We start from the raw sequence: 22,420 nt of genomic DNA on the forward strand, positions 1-22,420 counted from the left end.
GCTCGCAGCGTTGGGTGGCACTCACGCGTGGTCGGCGAGTATGCGTGTGAGGGCTGCTTCGACTGGGGTCAGGGGTTGGGTGGTGAGGTGCTCCGGCGGTGCCGGTGGGTGGACGAGTTGTCGGTAGGCGAGTTCGAGGCGTCGGCCGCGGTCGCCGTGGCCGATGGCGTCGGGGCGCGACTGGTCTGGGCGCGCCTGGTCGCCGGGCCGGGTGGTCGGTCCGTGAATCTCGTCGCGCACGGTGTTCAAATGTGTCGTGAACCGCCGGGGTATGTCGGGTCGGCGGTTGATGTGTTCGGGGTTGGGTGGCGCGCCGGGTTCGGTGTTCAATCGCCAGACGCAGCGGCCTTCGTCGGGCCCGGACCGTGCGATCCGGGTGGTGTACTGGCCGGGCTGGTCACCGACCATGCGGTTGTGCCGCGGGCAGGCCGGGGCGAGGTCGTCGATGTCGGTGAGACCACCCTTGGCCCAATCCTTGTGGGCGTGATGGAGTTCCACGTGCGTGGCGGGTTGATCGCACCCGGGTGCCGAGCACACTTCGCCGTCGGGGCGGGCGAAGGAGACGAGGCGTTGTTCGCGGGTGGCCAGACGCTTGCCGCGCCCGAAATGCAGCGGGACGGTGGTGGCGTCTTTGAACACCGCCAGCCATGGTTGCGCGTCGGCGGCGAGCGCGATGACATCGGGGATGGGTAGCAGGGTTCCGGTGGCAGTGGTCGCGAGGCCGGCTTCGCGGACAAGGTCGCCGAGGTCGGCTTTGATGATCAGCTGCACGGGCAGGCCGCGGTGCGATGTGCCGAGTGTGCCGTCGGCGAAACCGGCGGTGAGTGCGGCGTCGAGGGCGTCGTGGTTTGTCTGGGCGGGGGTGCGTTGGTCGCGGTCGGCTGCGGTGGCCAGGGCGTCGGGGTTGGCGGTGCCGGCCGGTCCGCGCGGTGAGGCGGGGTCGTCGGGGTTGTTGAGTCCGGGTTTGCCCCAGACCGCGAACATCATCGTGAGTCGGGCGACGAGTTCGGGGGTCAGGGTGCCCGATATCTTGGCGGTGCCGTCGGCACGTTGTCGGCCGATCCACAGGTTGCGGCGTCGTTTGCGTTCGGTGTCGTCGGCCAGGGTGCCGTCGGGGTCGAGGTGGGCGAGCAGGCGCGCGCCGAGTTGGGTGATGTCGGCGGGGGTGTGGGCTTCGGCGATCTCGGCCATCTGTCGTTCGGCAGCCACTTTCACATCGTGGTCGACACCATGAGGGATCTGGTCGAGGACATCGATGACGGCCCGGACGTGGGCGGTGCCGACCCGGCCGTCGGCCAACGCCTCGGCGAGGGTGGGGTGTTCGGGTGGCAGTGCTTCGCCGGTGTGGGTGAGGTGGGTGGCGGTCGCCTCACGCTGGTTGTTGCGGCGCATCGGGTCGGACACCCTCAGTCGGTGGGTGATGAACGCGGTGATGGAGCGGTATCCGGTGCGATGGGGTAGGTCGCGGTCGGCGATGGTGACCATCTGCCGGTCACCGGCGTAGGTGAGGCGGGCGATCGCTTTCTCGGTGTCGGCGGCGACGTCGACGAGTTCGGTATCCGAACACGCGCTCAGGTCGACGGTCTGTAGTTCACCGATCAGCCGGTGCAGTTCGGCGAGGAGTTCGGGCGCCCGCGACGTGGGCAGCGAACCGTCGATGTGCGTGGTGTCGGCCATGACGGTCACCCCCCGAGAACCGTAGCTGCGAATGTACGTTCGAGTGTACACCGAAGTAGACGCACCACCACGCCAAAATCTCTGTTGTGCAAAGCTATTGAGCGACGGCGGTCTGTCGGTGGCTTATGATAGGGCTGCTGACGAGGCCCGTATCCACGAAGGCTGCGTGGTCCACGGGGCCGCAAGCCCGACGTCGGCCTCACTCCAGCCAGTTGTTGCCCCCGAGGTCCAGTTGCGCGACGTCGAGGGTCGGGGTGATCTCGGATTCCGGTGCGAGACCGTGGTTCTCGAGGACGTTGCGCATGATCTCGGCGGCGTCGATGTTGAGTGGGCTCGACACCCACATCGCGTACGGCAGGTTCACGAATCGGTTCTCGCGCACCGCCTTGAGGTTTCGGCTCGCCGGGTTCGACCGGAGCGCGGCGATCTTCTCGTCGACCGACTGGCCGGGATAGTCGACGAACACGATGACGTCGGGGTCGGCGGTGGTGAGGCGTTCCCAGCTGACGGCGGTCCAGGTGTCCTGGATGTCCTCCGTCGCGTTGCGGGCGCCGGCGGCGTCGAGAATGCCCTGCGGGCCGCCGTAGGACCCCGAGGAGAAGATGGTGTCGGAGACGCTGTCGAAGACGAAGACCGTGGGCTTGTCGGCCGGTTGCGGAGCGGCGCGGAGCTTTTCGAGGCGATCGGACACTTCGTCGGCCGCAGCGGCGCCCTGATCCGGGTTGCCGGTGATGGTGCCGATGTTGCGGAGATCGGTGTCGAGCGCGACCCACGGGTCCATGGTGCCGCGCTGGGCCTCGCCTTCCACCTGCCGGCATGCCTCGGACAGCTGGTACACGTCGATGCCGTGGGAGGCGAGGATCTCCGGCGTGATCCCGCGGGACTCGCTCATACCGTAGTTGTATCCGGCGTAGAGCACCTGGGGTTCGGCCGCGACGATGTTCTCGAGAGTGGGGCGTTCGGCCGCGACCTCGTTGAGCGTGTCCACCTGAGGTCCGTACTCGAGCCGCAGGACGTCTTTGTCGCGGGCGAGCGCACTGACCGCCACCATGCTGTCCCGGGCGCCCGCCGCCAGTGCGATCGCGATCATGCCGCCGTCGTTGACGAACAGTCGATCGAGGGGCTGGGGGAATGCGACGTCGGTTCCGCAATTGGTCACGGTCACAGTGTTTTCCGACGCGGCGGTGCTGTCGGTTCCGCAGGCGGTGACAGCGCCCAGGGTCAACGCGGCGACCAGGACGCCTGCGGTCGGGTGGATTCGGAAGGTACGTGTACTCAAGGGTTTTCCTCTCACGGGGTGACTTTCGTCAGAGCTCGGGGGACAAGCGGGTTCGGGGCACAGATGAGGTCGGGGTGTCGAGCAGCAGGTGCGGCAGACCCGTCGACGGGTGCGTGACGACAGTCCCGGACACCTCGAAGACGTTGGCCAGCAGATCCGGCGTCAAGACCTCGACAGGTCGGCCGTGGGCGACCACGCCGCCATCGGAAACCACTGCGACGGAATCGAAGTGGCGTAGCACGAGGTCGAGGTCGTGCATCGCCGCGAGGACGGTGGCGTCGAGTTCGTCGAGGATGTCCATCAGCCGGAGGCGCCAGGCGGCGTCCAGGTGATTGGTGGGTTCGTCGAGCACCAGGATCGGGGTCTGCTGTGCGAGTGCACGGGCGAGGACGACGCGATGCCGTTCGCCGCCGGACAGGGTGGTGCACGAGCGGGTGCCCCAGCCGTCGAGGCCGACCCGCGCCAGCACGTCGGCGACCACCGTCGAGTCGTCGGAACTCCCCGTGGACCAGGCCGACCGGTACGGGGTCCGGCCGAGTCCGACCGCTTCGGCGACGGTCAGTTCGGCGGAGGGCTGTTCTTCCTGACCGACCACCGCGATCGACCGCGCGCGTTGCCGTGACGGGATGCGGTGCAGATCGTCGCCGCCCACGTCGATGGTGCCGGCGACCGGGCGTTCGAGACCGCACAGCGTGCGCAGCAGGGTGGTCTTGCCCGAGCCGTTGGGACCCACGATCGCCAGTCGGGTGCCCGCCGGGACGTCGAGGTGGACATCGCGCAGGATGACGCGCCCGCCTCGCCGGCACGCGAGTGCGTTCGCGCGCAACGCCATCGACGGGTGTCGGGGTGCGTCGGTCATGAGCCCCCGCCGAACACGTACTGGCGTCGACCCATGAGGAACAGGAAGATCGGTGCGCCGATCAGCCCGGTCACGATACCGAGAGGCATCTCCCGAGGCGCGGCGGCGACCCGGGAGATGACGTCGACCCACACCAGGAACAGCGCCCCGCCGCAGACCGCCACCGGCAGCATCGCGCGGTGGGTGGCGCCGACGAGCAACCGGGCGGCGTGGGGAACGATGAGCCCGACGAAACCGATCCCGCCCGCCACCGCGACGAGGACGCCGACGAGGACGCCTTGAATCCCGAACAGCGCGTTGCGCATCGCGCGGACCGGTACCCCCAGTGACGTCGCGGTGTCCGTGCCGGCCGCATAGGCGTCGAGCCACGAATGGATCGCGAGCATCGCCATCACGGTGACCAGCACGACCACCCCCGCGATCTGCACCTTCGCCCACGTGGCGCCGGCGACGCTGCCCAGCATCCAGAACATCACGTTGTCGGCGGCGTGCGGATCGGCGGCGGTGAACACGAGCAGCGACGAGAGCGCCATGAAGGCCGACGACAACACCACGCCGGAGAGGATGAGTCGCAGCGCGGTCAACCCGCCCTGCGCGCGGGCGACCAGGTACACCGTGACGGTGGCCGCGAGTGCGCCGAGAAGCGCCCCGCCGGACAGCGACCACACCCCGAGGCCGGCCAGCACACCGAGGGTCATGACGGCGGTGGCCCCGACCGCCGCACCTGCCGACACGCCCAGCAGGTAGGGCTCGGCCAGCGGGTTGCGGACCAGGGCCTGCATGAGAGCGCCGGCCAGTGCGAGGCCGGCGCCGACGAGCGCGGCCAGGACGGACCGGGGGAGACGGAGATCCCAGATGATCACGGCATGCGCGGTGTCGGGTTCCGCACCGGTGAGGCGACCGACGACGGTCTGCCACACGTCGGCGACGGGAATGGTCTCGGCGCCGAACGCCGTGGCCAGGGCGATGCTGAGGAGGGTGAGGACGAGCAGAACTGCGGCTAGCGGCGTCGAACGGAGTCGCCGAACCGGCGGAGCGGTGGCGATCTCGGTCGTGCCGACGGTACGACGGGACACGGCGGGTACGGCCTTACGGTCTGGGTATCTGTGCGCGAGATACACGGTGGACTCGAGCGAGAGCGGTGGGTATTCGGACTCGGGTTCGTTCGGAACCGGCGCCTTCCCGGGTCTCCCCAGTGGCTTCGTGCCGGTTCCGTCCCCCATACCGCTGCGCGCCAGTCCTGGATTCGCACCAGGTTCCCCGGCACCCGCGCGTGCAGGTGCGACCGTTCTCGGTCGTGAGGCTATCAACATCCACCCGAGCCGGGCGCGGCGCGGGTCGGTCGCCGTGCCCGGACATCCCGGGTGTCACCGCCTAGGCTGGACGCGACGACCTGGCGACGTGACGGCGGAAACGGTGAACCGATGGATGCACGAGACACGAAACTGGCCATCATCGGGGCGGGTGCGGTGGGTACCGCGATCGCCTACTCATCCCTCATCCGCGGGGTGGCGCGGACGATCGCGCTCCTCGACATCAACGCGGCCAAGGTGACCGCCGAAGTGCTCGACATGTCCCACGGACTCGAGTTCGTCCCGCGGGCGGACATCATCGGATCCGACGACGTGTCGGTGTGCGCGGACGCCGACGTCGTGGTGTTCACCGCGGGTGCGAAGCAGAAGCCCGGTCAGTCCCGCCTCGAATTGGCCGAGGCGACAATCGGTCTGACCCGCGCCATCCTCCCGGGTGTCCTGGAGGTGGCCCCGAACGCCATCTATGTGATGGTCACGAATCCGGTCGACATCGTCACCTACGCCGCCCAGGAGATCAGCGGTCTCTCACCCAGCCAGGTCTTCGGTTCGGGCACCGTGCTCGACTCGTCGCGGTTGCGCTTCCTCCTCGCACAGCACTGCGGCGTGGCGGTGCAGAGCGTGCACTCCTACATCGCCGGCGAGCACGGCGACACCGAGATCCCGCTGTGGAGTTCGGCGACGATCGGTGGGGTGCCGCTGACGTCGTGGAAACCGCTGCCCGGCCGGCCGGCGCTGGATGCCGTTGCGCGCGAACGCATCCACCACGAGGTCGTGCACGCCGCCTACACCATCATCGAGGGCAAGGGTGCCACGAACTATGCCATCGGGCTCGCCACGACGCGGATCGTCGAAGCCATCGTGAACAACGAGCACCGGGTGCTGCCGGTGTCGACACGCGCCGACGGCATCGAGGGGCTCGAGGGTGTGTGCCTGTCGTTGCCGACCGTCGTCGACCGAGGCGGTGCGCAGACCCGGCTCGACGTCCCGCTGTCGGACTCGGAACGCGCGGGACTGCTGGCGTCGGCGGAGACGCTGCGAGCGATGCAGGCGCGATTCGGGTTGTAGGACCTAGACGGGCACGGTTGCGCGCAGGAACTCGAGCTGGTCGCCGACGACCTGCTCGAAGTCGTCGCCGATGTAGATGTCGAAGTGGCCCACCGGATACCGGATCACCCGGGCCCGCGGCGCGCGCCGCGCGTATTCGACCGTCGGGCGCGCGGGAGCCACGGTGTCCCCGTCGCACACGCACAGCAGGGTCGGGCAGTCGAGGTCTTTGAGCGCCCGGCCGGGGGAGTGCAACGGAATCGTCAGGCCGACACGGGCGGCGACCTCGTTGGGCAGTTCGAGGCCCTCGGGGATGAGCGGCAGATATCCCGACACCGCGTCCGGGGCCGTCATCAGCGCCGCGGTTCGCGGTTCGCCCGCGAGCCCCACGGTCACCGGCGGCCGGCCGAATGCCGACCCGACGATGTCGGCGAGCGCGCGCACGGTCACCTTCGCGCCGGACACCACACCCAGCGCGGCGGTCGACGCGATCCCGCTGGTGAACGGGCACTGGGAGATCACTGCGGCGACCCGACCGTCGCGGCGACCAGCCACGAGGACATGGCCGCCGCCGAAGGAGGTGCCCCACAACACGATTCGTGACGAGTCGACGCCGTCGAGGCGTCGCGCGAAGGCGATCGCCGCGGCCCAGTCGTCGAGCTGGCGGCGGATGGACAGGAGCTGACGCGGTTCGCCGTCGCTGTCACCGAAGTGGCGGTAGTCGAAGACCAGACAGGAGTATCCGGCCTCGGTGAACCGTTCGGCGAATGCGTCGAGCCGCATCTGCCGGACCCCGCCGAGGCCGTGTGCCATCACGATCACCGGTGCGGGGGCGGAGCCGTCGGGGCGGTACCACCAGGCCCGGCACGTCGTCCCCGACGAATCGAACTCGACGTCGTTCCTGATCATTGTTCCCCCGCTGGTCGTGTGCGTTTCTCGGGCGGACTGTATCAACACGCGTTGTCAGACAACAGCCCGCCTGTCCGTCGGCCGGACCAATCTTCGCCATGAGCGCGCTTGTCGACAACGTGACCCCGTAAGGTCACCTCGTCACGATGAGGTGTCGGGGGACACACAGAAGAAGGTCAAGCACGATGCGTTGCTCGCGAAAGATGGTCCTCGGATTCCTGGCCGCGGCGTCGATGACGGCCGCCCCGCTGATGGTGGTGGCACCCGCGTCGGCGGCGACCGATTACGCCAACTGCTCAGCACTCAACGCCGATCATCCGCATGGTGTGGGCCAGACGGGTGCCGTCGACTCGACGTCGGGCACCCCGGTCACGACGTTCACCGTCGACGACGCTCTCTACGACGCCAACAGCGAGAGCGATCGCGACAAGGACGGGATCGCCTGCGAGAAACGCTGATCAACCGTCAGCGCCGAACATCGGCGACACTGGGTGACATGTTCACCCCGCGCGAGGCCGAGAACCGACGGTTGCTGAGCGCGCGCGACGCCATCGACCGCGCTTATGCCGACGATCTCGACGTGGCCACGCTCGCCCGCATCGCGGTGATGTCGTCGTCGCATTTCATCCGCCGGTTCCGGGCCGTGTTCGGCGAGACGCCGCACCGCTACCTGCAGCGCAGGCGCATCGAGCGAGCCTGCGCGTTGCTGCGGACCACCGACAGCCCGGTGCTCGAGATTGCGCTGAGCGTCGGCTACGACAGTCCCGGCACCTTCGGCCGGACGTTCACCCGGGTCGTCGGCTGCAGTCCCACCACCTACCGGGCGAATGTGGTGCCACTTCCCGTGCCCGGGTGTCATGTGCGCCGCTGGACCCGGCCGGCCGATGCGGTCGCCGATGTCCCGACGTCGTCGGAAGTGAGCGATTTCGGAGAAGCGCGGGCGGCACGGGCGGTCGTATCGTCGGAACCGTGATCAACGGCATCGGCATCCACTCCATCTACGTCCTCGACCAGGATGTCGCGCTCGACTTCTACGTGGGGACACTCGGTTTCACGGTCGACACCGACGTCGACATGGGGTTCATGCGATGGCTGACGGTCGCGCCGCCCGGGCAGCCCGACAGGCTCATCCTCCTCGAGAAGCCCGGGCCGCCCGCGCTGTCCGGCGAGACGGCCGACAAGGTCCGCGACCTCGTGACGCAGGGGGCGATGCCGGTGACGATCCTGTCCACCGACGACTGCCGCGGCACCCACGCGGCCCTCGTCGCACGCGGCGTCGAGTTCACCCAGGACCCCGAAGACCAGCCCTACGGCACCGACTGCGCGTTTCGGGATCCATTCGGGAATCCGCTGCGGATGACCCAGCGGGCTGTCGAGGATCGGCCCGTGGGGGACGAGGACATCGCGCGGTGGGCGCCGGGCAGGTGACCAGGGGCCGTCGAACAGCCTGACCGGACGCGCGGGCGTTAGATTCGTGCCCATGGCGGCCCGACTCGACAGGTACCTGAGCAGCAGACACCCGGACGTCGCGATCGCCGCGGCCTTGCTGTTCGTGGCCGGACTGGTCGACGCCATCGCGTTCGTCGTGCTGAAGGGCAGCTTCGTCGCCTTCATGTCCGGCAACTCCACCATCCTGGGTGAGTCGACGTCGGCGGGCCGATGGTCGACGATCGCTCTCGTCGCCGGACTCGTCGCGGCGTTCTTCGGCGGCGCCGTGGGCGGTGCCGCGATCAGTCGCTGGGTCGCGCGCTCGCCGGTCTGGGTTCTCGTGGCCGTGACCGTCGCGCTCCTCGTCGGCACCGTCGTCGCGCTCACCGCATCGCCGACCGCCGGGATGATCGTCGTGGCGGTGGCGACCGGTGCGATCAACTCCGCGCTGTCGCACACGTCGACCGTCCAGGGCGGATTGACCTACGTCACCGGCACGCTGGTGAAGTCCGCGCACGAACTGGTCGCGTCGCTGGGCACCGATCGGCCGTGGGCGTGGCTGTCGGTGTTCTGGATGTGGCCGGTGTTCGTGCTCGGCGCGGTGTGCGGTGGATTCGCGGAACGGCAGTGGGGAGTGGCCGGGTTGTGGGTCGGGGTCCTGATCTCCGTGGGTGCCCTGGCACTTCGCGTCGCCGAGACGTCGTCTCGAGGCAATTCGCGCTCGGATGGAACCGAACGGGCCGCTGGATAGTCTGAAACATATGCGCGACGACAAGCTGCTCACCCGGATCTCCGCACTTCTCCGTCAGGCGGAGAACACCGACAACGAGCACGAGGCGGAGACCTTCATGCAGGCTGCCCAGCGGCTTGCCACCGCATCGTCGATCGACCTGGCCGTGGCGCGGGCCCACGACCCCGCCGCGCGCAAGAAGGTCACCCCGGTCAGCCGCCAGATCGCCATCGGCGAACCGGGTAAACGCGGCCTGCGCACCTACGTCCAGCTCTTCGTCGCGATCACCGCCGCCAACGACGTGACGGTCGACGTCGCGAGCAATTCGACCTTCGTGCTCGCCTACGGCTACGAAGCCGACATCGACGCCTGCGAAGCCCTCTACACGTCGCTGATCGTGCAGATGGTCGCGGCCAGTGACGCCTACCTGCGGTCGGGCGCCTACAAGGGCGAGACGTTCGCGCGGGTCGTCACCCGGGGAAGCGGGTGGCGTGCCCGCCGCGTCGTCGAAGAGAAGCCGTTGTCACCGATCACCGCCCGGCTCAACTTCCAGTCGGCGTTCGCCGAGCGCATCGGCAAGCGCCTCGTCGAGGCCCGCGACGCGGCGCGCGACGAGGCCATCGCCGCCGAACGCGATTCCGGTGAGTCGACCCGTTCCACGGCGGTCGCATTGCGCAACAAGGAGATCGAGGTGACCGACTTCTACCGGACGGAGTCGAGCGCCCGCGGCACCTGGCGTCCGTCGAGTGCGTCCGCCGGCTACTCCGAGGCCGCACGCCGGGCCGGTGACCATGCGGGACGCCGGGCGAAGATCGGTGCCGACCGCGAGTTCGGCGGCGCCCGAGGCGCGCTGGAGGGTTGAACCAACGGTGCTCGATGTCGCCCGCAGGCATTCACATGCTGTTCACCGGGTATTAGGTGTCACCGCTAGCGTGGGCGACAGAGAATCGTCGTGAACGTGACCTTCGGGGGAAACCGTGGAATTCAGGCACCTGGTCTCCTTCATCGCGATCGCGGAGGAACTCCATTTCGGTCGGGCTGCGGCGCGGCTCCATCTCACACAACCGTCGCTGAGCGCCCAGCTCCAGAAGCTGGAGCGGACCGTGGGTGTCCAGCTCGTGGCACGTAGTTCGCACGAGGTGCGGCTGACATCGGCGGGGGTGGCCTTCGAGGAGCACGCCAGACTCATCTTGCAACAGCTGCAGAAGGCGGCGACCAGTGCCAAGTCGACCGCGGATGGTATCTCGGGCTCGCTGAACGTCGGCTACAACCTGCCGGCCGATCATCACGTCCTGCCCCGTGCCATGGCGAGGATGAGCGAGGCGTATCCCGACATCTCGATCTCGTTGTGGGAGAAGCGGACCGGTCCGCAACTGACGGGGTTGTCCGACGGCACCCTCGATCTCGCGCTGATGTACGGCCGACCGCACACGCACGAGTTCCGTTCGCGGAGGCTCATCGCGAACATTCCGATCGTGGCGATCGTCGGCCGCAGGCACAGGTGGGCAGGGCGTCCGAGTGTCCGTTTCGCCGAACTCGCTTCCGAGCGCTGTCTGCTCTTCCAGCGAGCCCAGACACCGGCGATGTACGACTCGATCTTCGGCGCGGCGGACGACGCCGGGATCGAGATGACCATCGCACAGAACGCGGATGATCCGGGTGCCACCGCGCACATGGTCTCGGTGAAGAACCTGGTCGGGTTCGCGTCGCTGCCGCGCGCAGTGGTCGTCGGACGTGGGGTCTCCGGCTCGGATCCGGTTGCGGTGAAGCTGTTCGATCCCGTTCCGGTCGTCGACCTTTATGCGGTGTGGCGCGCCGATGACACCAGTCCCGCGCTCGTCAACTTCCTGGACTGCCTCGACCCCGACACCGACTCTGGCGCCCACCGCGTCCGGAGCACCGTGATGGACGGCCGCCGTGCCGAATCCACCTCTCTTCTCACAGGTGTCGCCCTACTTCAGTCCGGACCGGACGAACGCGTTCACGATGTGCCGCTGCAGGGCCAGGTACAGTACGAACACCGGCAGACAGGTCATCCCGGCCAACGCCATCATCGCGCCCCAGTTGGTGCCCTCGGCGGTCATGAAACTGCGCAGTCCGAGCTGCACGACCGAACTCGTGCGCTGTAGGACCACCGCCGGCCAGAAGTATTCGTTCCAGGCGTTGATGAACAGCAACAGACCCAACGCGGCCAGTGCGGGCCGCAGGTTGGGGACCACCACTCTCCAGAGAATCGACCACGATGAACGGCCGTCCATCTCGGCGGCGGCGACGAGTTCCTTGGGAAACGAGTCCATGTGCTGGCGCAGCATGAGCACGGCCAGCGCCGAGCACAGCGTCGGCATCACCACGCCCGCAAGCGTGTTGAGGAGGCCGAGCTGTTGGAGAAGGACGTAGTTCGGGAGCATGGTGACCTGGAACGGCACCAGCCAGGTGCCGACGAATCCCAGATACAACACGCGTTTGAACGGGAAATCGAACATCGCGAACGCGTAGGCGGCGAGTAACGCGATGAGCAGTTGCGCGACCGTGGATCCGGTGGCGACCGCGAACGTGTTGAACAGCAGGCGGAGGACGTCGGTCTGAGCCGCCGCGTCGGCATAGTTCTGGATCGACAACGGCCATGGCAGCGGGGCCAGCGAGTATTGGTCGTCGGGGTGACGTAGCGACGTCGCGACCATCCAGTAGATGGGGAACCCGCAGGTGAAGGCGATGGCAGCCAGTGTGAGGTGGCCTCGAACCGTAGCCAGGCGGGTCGATGCGGTGGTGGGGCGTACCCCTGTGGCGGACCGGGAAACAGGGGAGTCGGGTGCCCGCAGCTCATCGGTCGTCATGAAAGGTCACTTTCTCGGTGAGGCGCATCAAGCCGGCGGCGAGCAGTCCGAACAGGACGAACGCGACCACGCCGACCGCCGCGCTCATACCGGCGTCGAAAGTCTGGAAACCGTACTCCCACAGCAAGTAGTAGACATTGGTGGTCGAGCCGGACGGGCCGCCCTGCGTGAGGGTGTCGATGAGAGGGAACGTCCACTGGGCGCTGAGTATCACCGTCAGCAGGGTGAGCAGAAGCAGGGAAGGGGACAGCAGCGGCAGAGTGATCCACCGATCGATCTGGCCCCGCGTCGCTCCGTCGACGCGTGCGGCCTCGTCGTAATCGGGGTTCACGTTGGCGATTCCGGCGGACACGACCAGGACCGCGAACCCGATGATGTGCCAACCGGTGATCACGATGATGGCGAGCTGGGCGGTGCGGGTGTCGTTGATCCAGTTGACCTCGAGGCCGAGGGTGCGGTTGATCACGCCGGCTTCGGGTTCCGCGAGCCAGCGCCATGCCGCCGCCGACGCCACGGGGGCCACGAGGAACGGCGCGAAGATGACGGCCTGGTACACGGTGCGTATCCGGCCGGTGATCCCTCGGGCCGCGAAAGCGACCATGACCGGGACGACGACCGAAAACGGAAGCAGTCCGAGTATCACCTCGCCGGTGCGCAGCAGCGAGTCACCGACCGCCGGTATCTCGGCGAGCCGCCGATAGTTTGCTCCACCTACACCGACCATTTCACTGGTGGGCAGCAGATTCCACGAATGAAATGACAACTGGACGGCCTGGCCCAGCGGGCGGTAGATCCAGACCGCGAGCATCGCGATCGCCGGCAACAGATACAGATACGGCAATGCCGACCGCCCGAGTCGCCGCCGGCGTCGGCTGTGGCGCTGTCTGCCGGTCTCGGTGATCGCCGATGCGGGAGCCGGATCGACCCGTACTGGGGGTGCAACCTCCGAATCGAGCACGAACACGTCACGTCCCCTGGCGGGCGACATCGCGGAGTCTGGCCAGTATTTCGCTCTCCGACACGTCGTACACCGGTTGGGACGGGGTCGCCTCGACGGCCGTTGCGACGACGGTACCGTCCACGATATCGATACGGCTGAAACCGAATCCGAAGACGCCGCGGTGTCTGCCGATGGGGGCGAAGGTGTCGAGGCGGTAGGACAACGCGGGTCCGACCCATACCGGTATCCCGGCGAGGGAACCGCTGCCGGTCAGATGAGAGTGTCCGCACACGATCATCTTGACGTCCGACCCTAGGAGGATGTCGCCCAGTCGGGCGGCATGCTGTAGACGCAACCCGTCGATCGGCGGGAGGGCCGATCTCAGTGGTGGATGATGCAGCACGAGCACTGTGCAACCGGCCGGTGCGGCGTGCGCCAACTCCGAACGCAGCCATGACAACTGGTCGTCGTCGAGCCAGCCCTCGTGACGGCCCGGTCGGGTGCTGTCCATGGTGATGACGCGAGTGCTGCCGAGGAGGTGCACCGTGTCATGCGGTCGATCGGGATCACCGCGATCATCGAACAGTCCGGCTCGGAAGCTCTCTCGCACATCATGATTCCCCATGGCGTAGATGATCTCGGCGTCGAGTGCGGCGGCCGCCGGTTCGACGAGATCGCGCAGCCTCCGGTAGGCCCGGATGTCGCCGTCGTCGGTCAGATCACCGGACAGCAGCAATGCGTCGACGTTCCTGCCCGATCCGACGATCTGCTCGAGCACGGCGCGCACGTTGTCCGCGGTGTCGACGACGCCTCGGACCAGCTCTCCCGGTGCCACGATGTGGGTGTCGGTCAGTTGCACGATGGTGCAGGTCGGTGTGCTCATTGCGCCGGCATCAGACTCGTCGACAACCGCTGGGCTTCGCTCAGGGCAGTGTGCGGGTCGGCGCCCTGGTAGACGATCTTCTCCACTGCCGTCATCAGATTTCCCTGGATCTGCTTGTAGCTGTTGCCCGGCATCGAGACCCAGGGCTCGAGACGTTGCAGCTGTTCGAGATTCGGCTCGAGTAGGTCGCGGTTCTGTTCGGCCCAGCCGGCGAGATAGGCAGGGTCGTCGACCAGTCCCGTGCGCAACGGTAGGTAGCCGATGCCCTTGGCGATCGTGGTGAAGGCCTCGTTGCCGGTCAGGTACTGGATCAGCTGCCAGGCAGCGCGCTGCTTGGCGGGATCCTTGGCGAAAGCGTAGAGGGCCACACCGGAATTCGTCGGGACCGTGGGTTGCCCTCCGAAGGCGGGCATCGGCGCTGCGCGCAGCTCCCACTTGCCGGATGCGCCCTTGAGGAACGTCGACTGCATCGAGCTGCTCTCCAGGATCATGCCCATGTCGCCGCGCGTGAACGCCTCGTATCCCTGCTGCTGGGTGTACGCCGGTGTGGCCCCGATCTCGACGAGTTGCTGTGCCATCCCGGTGGCCTCGACCGCGGCCGGGTCGGCGAATGACAGGGTGCTCCGGTCATCGGAGATGACCTGTCCTCCTGCCGATCCCACGAGCGCCTGATAACACCAGTCGGTGGCTGATTTCGTCAGACAGTCGATGTAGACGCCGCCCGCGCCGGTCCTGTCGGCTATCGCCGCCGCAGCCGTCCGCACCTCGTCCCAGGTGCGGGGCGGCTTCTCCGGATCCAGACCGGCACGGCGGAAGAGGTCCGCGTTGTAGTAGAAGACGGGCGTCGACATGACGAATGGGATACCGAACGTGATGTCGTCGGACACCGCGAGGTTTCGGACGCTTTCCGCGTACGGGTGCTCGCCGCCGAATGCCTGCTCGATGGCGTCGGGACCGAAGAGGGTCGACAGGGGTTGCGCGCCGAGCTGGTCGACGACGAAACCGAAGTCGCCGAACCCGAGCTGCGCGACGTCGGGCGGGCTGCCGGCGACCGACTGCTTCTGCACGCTCGAGATGGCGTCGCGTGCGGGGTTGGGGCTGTTGCCCTGTGGCTTCTGCGCCTTGACGGTGATGTTGGGATACTTTTCGCCGAAGTCGGCGATGAGTGTGTTGAAGGTGTCCGTCCATGCGCCGGCGAGGCCGTAGTTGTAGCTCTCGAAGACGATCGTGACCTGCTGGCCGGGGGCGAGTTCAGGGACGCGCGCGGATGAGTTGCTCTCGGATGAGGCTCCCATGCCGCACGCGGACAGCGCGACAAGGACCGTTGTGCCGAGGGCCGCGACGGTCCAGGCGCGGCGGACGAAGTTCGTGGGTCTCATGACGGTGCTCCTTGAAGGCTCAGATGGTGGTCAAGGGGTTCGAGCGTCTCCGACCAGCGCAGCCGGCGCCCCGAGGGGGAGTCGAAGAGATGGACGTCGTCGACGGGGACGGTCACCCGGACGTGGTCGCCCTCCCGCATTCGGCCGGGGCGGGCGATTCGCGCCTGCAGGGCGATGGTGCCGGCGCGGAGGTGGACGATCTCGTCGCTGCCGTGGTTCTCCACGGCGTGGACCAGTGCGCCGATGGCTCCGGCGGGATCGAATCGCAGCTTCTCGGGTCGAATCCCCGCGGTGACCACCTGATCGGCGTAGCCGGGCGGTGCGGCCAGGCCGAGTGGGATGTCGAGTCCTTCTGCGCGCAGGACGATCTCACCGGCACGGGCGGTGGTGGTTGCGTCGAACAGACACATGGGCGGTGCCCCGAGGAATGCTGCGACGAAGGTCGTCTCGGGACGGTCGTAGAGTTCGTCGGGAGTGCCGACCTGCTCGATGCCGCCGCGGTTGAGCAGAACGATGCGCGTGGCCATCGACATGGCCTCGACCTGGTCATGTGTGACGTAGAGGAACGTCGATCCGATCCGGCGGTGCAGATCGATGAGTTCTGTCCTGGTGGCCGCACGCAACTGCGCATCGAGGTTCGACAGGGGTTCGTCCATCAGATATGCACCCGGCTCCTGCACCATGGCCCGAGCGAGTGCGACGCGCTGGCGCTGACCACCGGACAGATCGGCTGGTCGACGCTCGAGGAGTTCGCGCAGTTGCACGGTCCCGGCGATACGAGTGACCCGCTCCGCGATGTCCTTGCGTCGCATCCGGCGTGCCCTCAGTGGAAATGCGATGTTCTTGGCGACCGTCAGATGCGGATACAGTGCGTAGCTCTGGAAGACCATCGCGAGCCGGCGTTCCCGGGGTGGCAGGCCGGTGACATCGCGGCCGTCGATCCGGACCGCGCCGGCGCTCGGCTCGAGCAGGCCGGCGATCAGCCGCAGCAGCGTCGACTTGCCACAACCACTTGGTCCGAGGAAGACGATGAATTCTCCGTCGGCGATGTCGAGGTCGACCGCGTCGAGTGCGCGGGTCGAGCCGAACTCCATCGTCAGTCCACTCAGTTCGATCCGGCTCACCGGCGAGACGCTCGCGATCGAGGCGACCCGATTTGGGTGCGGTTGGGGGATGACTCATGGCGCTTCACTCCGGCCCCTCTCACGTGGCTCGACTTGCTCAGCCAGTGTCGGTCGCCGTCGGCGCACTCAGGGGTTGGATAGGCGATGCCGATCGCCGGGTGCGCTGTCGTCGATCGCGGACGCCCCCGGGGATCGGGTGGGACGGTCGTACCAGGCCATCGACGGTTGCGGGACGAACGGCGCCGGGGTGCCCGCCCAACGCCGCACCCACCGGCCGACGCGACCCTCGTCGGTCGCCGTGGCGTGTACGACGATGGCGGTGACCACGAGGATCAGTGCGAAGACGAACAGCCAGCTGATCGCGACGAAGACGACGCCGAGCGTGCCGTAGCTGCGGATCGTTCCTGCGGCGAGTGTGGGCAGCGCGACGTGGGTACCGGCGAGCAGCACCGTGATGAGGAGGCCGGTGCCGAGACCGTTCAGGAGTAGCAACTTCATCGGTACCTGTGACGACACCAGCAGCCGGGGGATCGCGGTGAATGTGGCCGACCAGATCAGGAGGGTCACGGCGACGATCAGCACGATCCCGAGGATGCCGCGGTCGCCGACGTGTATGCCGAACACCGAGGTGGCCTGCAATCCCGTGGACAGGCCCTGGGCGGTCACCGCTGCGGGGATGAGAAAGACGACGACAACCCACCGCCAGAAGCCGCCCCACGACAGTTTGGCGACGTCCCAGATCGACACATACATTCGGCCGAGGGCACGTGACAGGGAGGTGGCGCCGGCGATGGTCATCAGCGCACCGAGGACGCCGAAGGTCGTGGCCGACGTCGGGTCGTCGATCGTGGGCGTGTCGAAGCTGCTGACCGGGATGCCGAGCCCGGTGAGTGCGTCGTCGACGACGTCGCTGCCCGGTAGGGAGAGCACGAGGATCACGATCGGGAGGATCGAGGTGAAGGCCTGCGCTGCCAGGGTCATCGACCGGTCGGTGAGGTTTCCTCGTGCGATGTCGATGACGATGCGGAGAACCAGGGAGGCGCCGGGCAGCCGCATCACGCGCTCGCGCACTGCATCGAGATCAGGACGGCGCATGAACTCTCCCATCGGCTCCGGGGTCTCTCATCATGGGCGATGCCGTGAGTGAACGAGACACCGGGCGCGCAAGATTCTACGAGGCCGAGCACCTCGTGCACCGTCTGTTCGACAACGTGTCGTCGTCGCGGACGGTGCAGCTGGCGGGCACCGAGATCACTCTGCCGGCCGAGGCGAGGTTCGCATCGGTCGACGCCGTCGCCGACTACGTGACCAGGGTGCTGGCGTTGCCAGGGGTGCGATCGCGCTTCGAGCGGTCGTCACAACCGGTGTCGGTCCGCGAGCGGCGCGGCCAGCGATCCGCCCATTACGCCGCCCGGGTCCGGAGATCCGACGGCGCGCCGCTCGCCGCCGAGATCGCCATCCCGTCGGCGGCCGAGGGGCGCTGGGCGCTCCGCGAACTGGTGGTGCTGCACGAACTCGCCCACCACCTCGACGGGACGACCGGCCCGGCGCACGGGCGCGGATTCGTGCTGACGCTCATCGAACTCGTCGGGCTCGTACTCGGGCCCGAGACGGCGTTCGTCTATCGGGTCGTGCTCGGCGATTCCGGGATCGGCTGACCATCCTCGTCGCGGGGGCGCGGAGCCCGGGGCCACTCGCCGGGAACGTCCTCGAGGTGTCGGAGCAGCCGTTCGTAGCCTCTGGTCGCCGCGTGCGTCCGCGGCGTTGGTAGGTTTCCCAGGTGCCCTCGGGGTGCACGGCCGGGGACTCTTCGGGCCCGGTCTCGCGGACGAAATGTGGTGAGGGACTGGTGACGCCGTCGAGCGGGTGGTCGCAACTGCGGGCGTTGCCCGGACCGGTCCGTTTGATGCTGGCGTCGATGACCCTGTTCAATGTCGGCTTCTACCTGGTGGTCCCGTTCCTGGCTGTGCGTCTGAGCAGCGACCTGGGTTTCTCCGCCGCGGTGGTGGGCCTGGTGCTCGGCCTGCGGATGGCCTCTCAGCAGGGCTTGTTCTTCTTCGGCGGCAGCCTGGCGGACAGGTTCGGTCCCCGGGCGATCATTCTTCTCGGAATCGCTGTGCGAGTTGCCGGGTTCGCGATGCTCGGCTTCGTGACGACCCTGCCGTGGATCATCGCCGGGGTGGTCCTGATAGGCGTAGCGGCAGCGCTGTTCGCGCCTGCCGTCGAAGCTGCGAACGCGGCGGTGGGTGCGCAGCTCGAACGCGACGCCATCATGAGGCGGACCGAACTGTTCGGCCTCGAGCAGATGTGCAGCCGTATCGGCACCGTGATCGGGCCGATCATCGGCACGTCGCTGCTGGGTGTGCCGTTCGCATGGACGACGGGCTGCGCGGCCGCCTTGTTCGCGGCGCTGTGGGTGGCGTTCTGGCGGTGGTTCCCCGCCACGGTGCGCACCACGGCCGACCTGGACGGGGGTCCCGGTTCTCCCGCGTTGTCCGCGGTGTGGCGAACGGTGCTGTCGGACAAGGTGTTCATGACCTACGCCGTCTTGTGCGGCACACAGCTGGCCGCATTCAGCCTGGTGTACCTCATGCTGCCGGTGGAACTGCAGTCCTTGACCGGCGATGAGTCCGGCCTCGGCTGGTTCTACGCCGGGGCGGCCGTCCTCGTCATCGTCTGCCAACGGCCGATGGTTGCCGTGGCCCACCGCATCGGCCATCGCCGAGCAGTGATCGGAGGGATGGCGATCATCGGGTTGTCGTTCCTCGCACCGGTGTTCGCAGAGATCTCGCCACACGATGTCGCCGTCGGCAACACCGCGCTCGCGGCGTGGGTCGCGCTGCTGCACCTCGGCCAGATGTTGATGGTCCCCCCGATGCGCGACACGGTGGCGAGATTGGCTGCAGAACGACATCTCGGCGCATATTTCGGGTTGCTCAACAGCGTCGCCGGGCTCGGTTGTCTCGCCGCGTCGGCGGGAGTGGGTGCGCTCTACGACGTGGCCGACGCCCGCGATCTGTCGACGGCGGCCGTGTGGGCTCCCGTGACCGCTGTGATCATGCTGGCCGTGGCCGGCCTGATCGGTTGGTACCGTGCCCAGGCGGTGCGCATCCGCCTGGGCCGGCGCGACGGCGTCAGAGAGGTTTCGTCTTGAGTTGTTCGACGAGGTCGTCGAGCACGAAAGGTATCGTCAGCGGATTCGGCATGGACACCGCGTCACTCACGATCGGGTCCAGTCCGACCAGCGCGCCGGAACGCACCGCGGGCAGCTGTGAGAACAACTGAAGGGACTCCATCTCGGTGCGCGAGTTCGGCCAGTTGTCGAACACGATGACGTCGCTGTCGATCATCGGGATGTTCTCCAGTGAGATCTCGACGAACAACTGGCCGTTGAACGCACCCGCGAGCGCCGGCGGCGCCCCGAATCCCAGACCGGTCAGCAACTGTGTACGCGCGGCCTCCGGGCTGTAGACGCGGAGGTTGCCGTCCCCCCACCGAACGACCATCGCCGCGGTCCGGCCGCTGAACTGTGGGTTGTCGCGCCGTCGGCTGACCACCAGATCCTCGGTGGAAGAGACCAACTCACGTGCTGCACCGGGAAGTCCGACGGCCGTGCCGATCCTCGTGGTGACCTCCTGCCAGGGCAGCACCCAGTCGGTGTGGTCTGCCGCGTGCAACACCGTCGGCGCTATCGATGCCAGCAGCCGATAGGTGGGCTCGTCGATTGCGTTGTTCACGGCGACGATCAGATCGGGCCGGGCGGCGGCGACCGCGGACACGCTGAAGTCTGCAGTGGCATTGGCCAGGGCTTCGGGATCGTCGCCGGTGATCCTGGGTTCTGCCCACTCGCCGATGCCGTCGTCTGTCGAGCCCTTCCACACCGGCACCATCACCGGCATCACACCCAGTGCCAGCAGCACGTCGGCATCACCGATACCGATGACCGCGATCCGCGAGGGGGCGCGCTCGATGGTGGTCGACCCGTACATGTGATCGATCGTGACCGGAAATGCGTCGGATTCGGGCGTCACCGCAGCAGGTGCACCCTCTGCCGGGCGACCCTCGGAGTCACAGCCGGCCAGCACGCCTGCGGCGGCGGCGGTCAGGCTCAACGTCAGCATTCTTCGGCGATTCATCACGACCACGAGTCGATACCTCTTTCATCAGCAGTAGTGAGGTGATCCTAACCCGGTGGGCCGACCGGCCCCTGCGCGATCGATCACAGGCGCTAGCGGGCGCCCCGCCACATGGGTCGCCCGCCGCGAACGATCGATCCACCACGTTGACGACCGATCCGGACCGGGTTGCCACGGAGGGCAACCCGGTCCGGAGATCCGGTCGGTCAACTGGCGGCGCGTGTCCTCGAGGCCTTCGACGCAGCAGCCTCACGATCCGCGGCTCGCTGGAACTCGACGTCGTCGGATGCGCAGGCCAGACAGATCGGCGCATGTCCGGCGGCCGGGTCGCGGTCCATCTCGTAGGCGATGTAGCTGTCATCGCAGCAGTGACAGCGGATGCGTGCCTCCCACATGTCGTCGACCTCATCGCGAGGGTCGTGGGGTCGCTGCATGGTGAACCAGCCCTCGCGCCGGAACTTCAGCGCCACGGCGTAGATGACGCCGGCGACGACGAAGGCGATGGGTGACGCCCACACCGCGCCGAAAGTACCGCCGAACAAGACGAGAGCGATGCCGATCACGGACGCGCCCGCCCACGCGCCGACGCCGGCCGGGTTGACCGCGGGCACGCGTCCCGGGCGGAACTCCAGGGAGTCGGCGGGAATCCGACGCAGCCGCATCCAGGCGATGTGCGTCAGCGCGATGGCGACCCATCCCACGATGAGGACGCCCTGGTACTGCAGGGAGGTGGTGATCCAGGACAGCACGTTGGTCAGCATCATCAGGTAGACGATCACCGCGACCACGCCGACCCAGAAGGTGCGGGGCATCGAGAACTTGACCGTGCGGGCGAAGAAGTTCTGGAAGTTGGTGGACGCCAGGTAGAAGTTGCCGCTGTTGACGCGTGTCTGGCTGACGACGACCCACAGCAGACCCCAGATACCCATCATGCCGACGATCCCGAGGATCGCCGACTCCTCGGAGAGCGGTCCGGCGATGGTGATGGTCTGGGCGAGGAACATACCGACCGCCGCGTTGATCAAGAGGGTGACGACGTAGAACGGCGTACCGAAGGACACCCGTGCGTTGAAGGTCGCGTCCTGCGGGCGGCCGAATCGCGCGTAGTCCCAGGCCATCATCGTGACGACCCAGACGCCCATGTAGATGACGAAGGCGTACCACCACCCGGGCACCCCGAGATCGGCCGCGGCCTCCGGCTCGTAGGTGAGCCAGTCGTTGCTGTAACCGTATTCGGCGATCGCCCACACCACCGAACCGATCAGCCCGACCACATAGAGCGGCAACAGCACTCCGTTGAGCCGGTCGAGCCAGGTGGCGACACCGCGCCACGCCAGCGGCGCCTGATAGGCGACGACCACCAACGCCCAGAACGCGATCGGGAGTGCACCGAAGTAGGCGTGCAGGGCCGACGCGACGATCGCGCCCTCGGCCACCACGTAATACGCGATGGTGATCCCGAACAGGGCTGCGGCGAAGGCGGATCCGGCACGGCCGAACACGACGCGGGAGAACAGCGAGACGCTGGTTCCGGTCTGATTGGCGAACTTGGCGGCGACGGAGTTGATGGCGCCGTAGGCCACGACCGAGAGTCCGATGCCGATGAGGGCGTCGGCGGCTCCGACGGAGAGCGAGACGGTGGCGCCGACGACCACGAAGAACATCGCGCTCATCAGGCCGAACCAGGCCATCGACACCGACGAACGCGACGTCCGCCACGAGTTGGGCACGATGTGCATGGAGTAGTCCTCGGCCGCGGCGCGTGCGAGGACCTGGGGATCGTCGGTGTATGTGACGTCCAGGGGCGGAACTCCGCCCGCCCTGGAGGACGAGATGTCGAGAGTCATTGCATTCCTTGGTGTTCGAGTGGTGGTCAGATGTGCCG

21 protein-coding genes, 1 pseudogene and 1 riboswitch are annotated in these 22,420 nt (G+C 67.6%); of the genes and pseudogenes, 9 read left to right on the forward strand and 13 right to left on the reverse strand.

Features of this window, described 5'->3' with window-relative positions:
* Nucleotides 1–21: 21 nt before the first annotated feature.
* From AC3B5T_RS12075 to AC3B5T_RS12090, 4 genes are all read right to left on the reverse strand, one after another.
* On the reverse strand, nucleotides 22–1,677 hold the full coding sequence (locus tag AC3B5T_RS12075; RefSeq protein ID WP_488358716.1) for an HNH endonuclease signature motif containing protein: 1,656 nt from the start codon (nucleotides 1,675–1,677) through the stop codon (nucleotides 22–24).
* A gap of 199 nt (nucleotides 1,678–1,876) precedes the next feature.
* Nucleotides 1,877–2,902 carry an ABC transporter substrate-binding protein gene (locus tag AC3B5T_RS12080; protein WP_488358767.1) on the reverse strand — a complete coding sequence of 342 codons (1,026 nt, stop codon included), beginning with the start codon at nucleotides 2,900–2,902 and terminating at the stop codon, nucleotides 1,877–1,879.
* An 82-nt stretch (nucleotides 2,903–2,984) separates the two neighbouring features.
* Nucleotides 2,985–3,815, reverse strand: a complete 831-nt coding sequence (locus tag AC3B5T_RS12085) for an ABC transporter ATP-binding protein (protein WP_488358717.1) — start codon at nucleotides 3,813–3,815, stop codon at nucleotides 2,985–2,987.
* Nucleotides 3,812–4,891, reverse strand: coding sequence for a FecCD family ABC transporter permease (locus tag AC3B5T_RS12090; RefSeq protein ID WP_035718205.1), 1,080 nt, complete (start codon nucleotides 4,889–4,891; stop codon nucleotides 3,812–3,814). Before AC3B5T_RS12090 ends, AC3B5T_RS12085 begins: the two co-directional genes overlap by 4 nt.
* Before the next feature lie 47 nt (nucleotides 4,892–4,938).
* A riboswitch (cobalamin riboswitch) is annotated at nucleotides 4,939–5,120 on the reverse strand.
* A gap of 119 nt (nucleotides 5,121–5,239) precedes the next feature.
* Here AC3B5T_RS12090 and AC3B5T_RS12095 point away from each other — a divergent pair.
* Nucleotides 5,240–6,193, forward strand: a complete 954-nt coding sequence (locus tag AC3B5T_RS12095) for an L-lactate dehydrogenase (protein WP_488358718.1) — start codon at nucleotides 5,240–5,242, stop codon at nucleotides 6,191–6,193.
* A gap of 3 nt (nucleotides 6,194–6,196) precedes the next feature.
* Here the strand turns inward: AC3B5T_RS12095 and AC3B5T_RS12100 are convergent, their stop codons facing one another.
* Nucleotides 6,197–7,081 carry an alpha/beta hydrolase gene (locus tag AC3B5T_RS12100; RefSeq protein WP_488358719.1) on the reverse strand — a complete coding sequence of 295 codons (885 nt, stop codon included), beginning with the start codon at nucleotides 7,079–7,081 and terminating at the stop codon, nucleotides 6,197–6,199.
* A gap of 185 nt (nucleotides 7,082–7,266) precedes the next feature.
* On the opposite strand from AC3B5T_RS12100, the gene AC3B5T_RS12105 reads away from it, so the two are divergent.
* The 6 genes and pseudogenes from AC3B5T_RS12105 to AC3B5T_RS12130 all read left to right on the forward strand — a co-directional run.
* Nucleotides 7,267–7,539 (forward strand): excalibur calcium-binding domain-containing protein, encoded by a 273-nt coding sequence (locus tag AC3B5T_RS12105; protein ID WP_488358720.1) that lies wholly within the window; start codon nucleotides 7,267–7,269, stop codon nucleotides 7,537–7,539.
* Nucleotides 7,540–7,577: 38 nt separating this feature from the next.
* Complete coding sequence (locus tag AC3B5T_RS12110; RefSeq protein ID WP_488358721.1) at nucleotides 7,578–8,054, forward strand: helix-turn-helix domain-containing protein; 477 nt, start codon at nucleotides 7,578–7,580, stop codon at nucleotides 8,052–8,054.
* Nucleotides 8,051–8,509, forward strand: a complete 459-nt coding sequence (locus AC3B5T_RS12115) for a VOC family protein (RefSeq protein WP_488358722.1) — start codon at nucleotides 8,051–8,053, stop codon at nucleotides 8,507–8,509. Before AC3B5T_RS12110 ends, AC3B5T_RS12115 begins: the two co-directional genes overlap by 4 nt.
* 52 nt (nucleotides 8,510–8,561) lie before the next feature.
* Entirely contained in the window at nucleotides 8,562–9,260 is a 699-nt protein-coding gene (locus AC3B5T_RS12120) for a YoaK family protein (RefSeq protein WP_488358723.1), read from the forward strand.
* A gap of 10 nt (nucleotides 9,261–9,270) precedes the next feature.
* The gene (locus AC3B5T_RS12125) at nucleotides 9,271–10,101 is read left to right on the forward strand and encodes a DUF2786 domain-containing protein (RefSeq protein WP_488358724.1); all 831 of its coding nucleotides are present in this window, start codon (nucleotides 9,271–9,273) and stop codon (nucleotides 10,099–10,101) included.
* A 115-nt stretch (nucleotides 10,102–10,216) separates the two neighbouring features.
* A pseudogene (locus tag AC3B5T_RS12130) lies at nucleotides 10,217–11,038 on the forward strand (LysR family transcriptional regulator); the annotation flags it as partial.
* A 153-nt stretch (nucleotides 11,039–11,191) separates the two neighbouring features.
* Here the strand turns inward: AC3B5T_RS12130 and AC3B5T_RS12135 are convergent.
* The 6 genes from AC3B5T_RS12135 to AC3B5T_RS12160 all read right to left on the reverse strand — a co-directional run bounded on the left by AC3B5T_RS12135 (nucleotide 11,192) and on the right by AC3B5T_RS12160 (nucleotide 17,494).
* Nucleotides 11,192–11,920 carry a carbohydrate ABC transporter permease gene (locus AC3B5T_RS12135; RefSeq protein ID WP_010844563.1) on the reverse strand — a complete coding sequence of 243 codons (729 nt, stop codon included), beginning with the start codon at nucleotides 11,918–11,920 and terminating at the stop codon, nucleotides 11,192–11,194.
* A 139-nt stretch (nucleotides 11,921–12,059) separates the two neighbouring features.
* Nucleotides 12,060–13,037 (reverse strand): carbohydrate ABC transporter permease, encoded by a 978-nt coding sequence (locus tag AC3B5T_RS12140; protein ID WP_488358725.1) that lies wholly within the window; start codon nucleotides 13,035–13,037, stop codon nucleotides 12,060–12,062.
* Nucleotide 13,038: 1 nt separating this feature from the next.
* Nucleotides 13,039–13,896, reverse strand: a complete 858-nt coding sequence (locus tag AC3B5T_RS12145) for a metallophosphoesterase (RefSeq protein WP_488358726.1) — start codon at nucleotides 13,894–13,896, stop codon at nucleotides 13,039–13,041.
* Complete coding sequence (locus AC3B5T_RS12150) at nucleotides 13,893–15,275, reverse strand: ABC transporter substrate-binding protein (RefSeq protein ID WP_488358727.1); 1,383 nt, start codon at nucleotides 15,273–15,275, stop codon at nucleotides 13,893–13,895. The genes AC3B5T_RS12145 and AC3B5T_RS12150 overlap by 4 nt, the downstream gene beginning before the upstream one ends.
* Nucleotides 15,272–16,399: an ABC transporter ATP-binding protein gene (locus tag AC3B5T_RS12155; RefSeq protein ID WP_488358728.1), complete on the reverse strand. Its 1,128-nt coding sequence runs from the start codon at nucleotides 16,397–16,399 to the stop codon at nucleotides 15,272–15,274. Before AC3B5T_RS12155 ends, AC3B5T_RS12150 begins: the two co-directional genes overlap by 4 nt.
* Nucleotides 16,400–16,525: 126 nt before the next feature.
* On the reverse strand, nucleotides 16,526–17,494 hold the full coding sequence (locus AC3B5T_RS12160; protein WP_488358729.1) for a YhjD/YihY/BrkB family envelope integrity protein: 969 nt from the start codon (nucleotides 17,492–17,494) through the stop codon (nucleotides 16,526–16,528).
* A gap of 44 nt (nucleotides 17,495–17,538) precedes the next feature.
* Between AC3B5T_RS12160 and AC3B5T_RS12165 the strand changes: the two genes are divergently transcribed.
* A complete protein-coding gene (locus AC3B5T_RS12165) occupies nucleotides 17,539–18,057 on the forward strand; it encodes a TIGR04338 family metallohydrolase (protein ID WP_055477032.1) in 519 nt (172 codons plus the stop codon).
* Nucleotides 18,058–18,317: 260 nt separating this feature from the next.
* On the forward strand, nucleotides 18,318–19,553 hold the full coding sequence (locus AC3B5T_RS12170) for an MFS transporter (RefSeq protein ID WP_231632815.1): 1,236 nt from the start codon (nucleotides 18,318–18,320) through the stop codon (nucleotides 19,551–19,553).
* On the opposite strand, the gene AC3B5T_RS12175 is transcribed toward AC3B5T_RS12170, so the two are convergent.
* Nucleotides 19,534–20,520: an ABC transporter substrate-binding protein gene (locus AC3B5T_RS12175; RefSeq protein WP_055477021.1), complete on the reverse strand. Its 987-nt coding sequence runs from the start codon at nucleotides 20,518–20,520 to the stop codon at nucleotides 19,534–19,536. The two genes, AC3B5T_RS12170 and AC3B5T_RS12175, sit on opposite strands and share 20 nt — an antisense overlap.
* A 221-nt stretch (nucleotides 20,521–20,741) precedes the next feature.
* A complete protein-coding gene (locus tag AC3B5T_RS12180) occupies nucleotides 20,742–22,382 on the reverse strand; it encodes a purine-cytosine permease family protein (RefSeq protein WP_055477022.1) in 1,641 nt (546 codons plus the stop codon).
* Nucleotides 22,383–22,420 lie beyond the last annotated feature (38 nt).

The organism is Gordonia sp. G4 (assembly GCF_057770005.1).

Coding starts and splice junctions, on each gene's coding strand:
- AC3B5T_RS12075 (WP_488358716.1), bottom strand. CDS start 1,677: ATGGCCGACACCACGCACATCGACGGTTCGCTGCCCACGTCGCGGGCG.
- AC3B5T_RS12085 (WP_488358717.1), bottom strand. CDS start 3,815: ATGACCGACGCACCCCGACACCCGTCGATGGCGTTGCGCGCGAACGCA.
- AC3B5T_RS12095 (WP_488358718.1), top strand. CDS start 5,240: ATGGATGCACGAGACACGAAACTGGCCATCATCGGGGCGGGTGCGGTG.
- AC3B5T_RS12100 (WP_488358719.1), bottom strand. CDS start 7,081: ATGATCAGGAACGACGTCGAGTTCGATTCGTCGGGGACGACGTGCCGG.
- AC3B5T_RS12105 (WP_488358720.1), top strand. CDS start 7,267: ATGCGTTGCTCGCGAAAGATGGTCCTCGGATTCCTGGCCGCGGCGTCG.
- AC3B5T_RS12110 (WP_488358721.1), top strand. CDS start 7,578: ATGTTCACCCCGCGCGAGGCCGAGAACCGACGGTTGCTGAGCGCGCGC.
- AC3B5T_RS12120 (WP_488358723.1), top strand. CDS start 8,562: ATGGCGGCCCGACTCGACAGGTACCTGAGCAGCAGACACCCGGACGTC.
- AC3B5T_RS12125 (WP_488358724.1), top strand. CDS start 9,271: ATGCGCGACGACAAGCTGCTCACCCGGATCTCCGCACTTCTCCGTCAG.
- AC3B5T_RS12135 (WP_010844563.1), bottom strand. CDS start 11,920: ATGGTCGCGACGTCGCTACGTCACCCCGACGACCAATACTCGCTGGCC.
- AC3B5T_RS12145 (WP_488358726.1), bottom strand. CDS start 13,896: ATGAGCACACCGACCTGCACCATCGTGCAACTGACCGACACCCACATC.
- AC3B5T_RS12150 (WP_488358727.1), bottom strand. CDS start 15,275: ATGAGACCCACGAACTTCGTCCGCCGCGCCTGGACCGTCGCGGCCCTC.
- AC3B5T_RS12160 (WP_488358729.1), bottom strand. CDS start 17,494: ATGCGCCGTCCTGATCTCGATGCAGTGCGCGAGCGCGTGATGCGGCTG.
- AC3B5T_RS12170 (WP_231632815.1), top strand. CDS start 18,318: ATGACCCTGTTCAATGTCGGCTTCTACCTGGTGGTCCCGTTCCTGGCT.
- AC3B5T_RS12175 (WP_055477021.1), bottom strand. CDS start 20,520: ATGCTGACGTTGAGCCTGACCGCCGCCGCCGCAGGCGTGCTGGCCGGC.
- AC3B5T_RS12180 (WP_055477022.1), bottom strand. CDS start 22,382: ATGACTCTCGACATCTCGTCCTCCAGGGCGGGCGGAGTTCCGCCCCTG.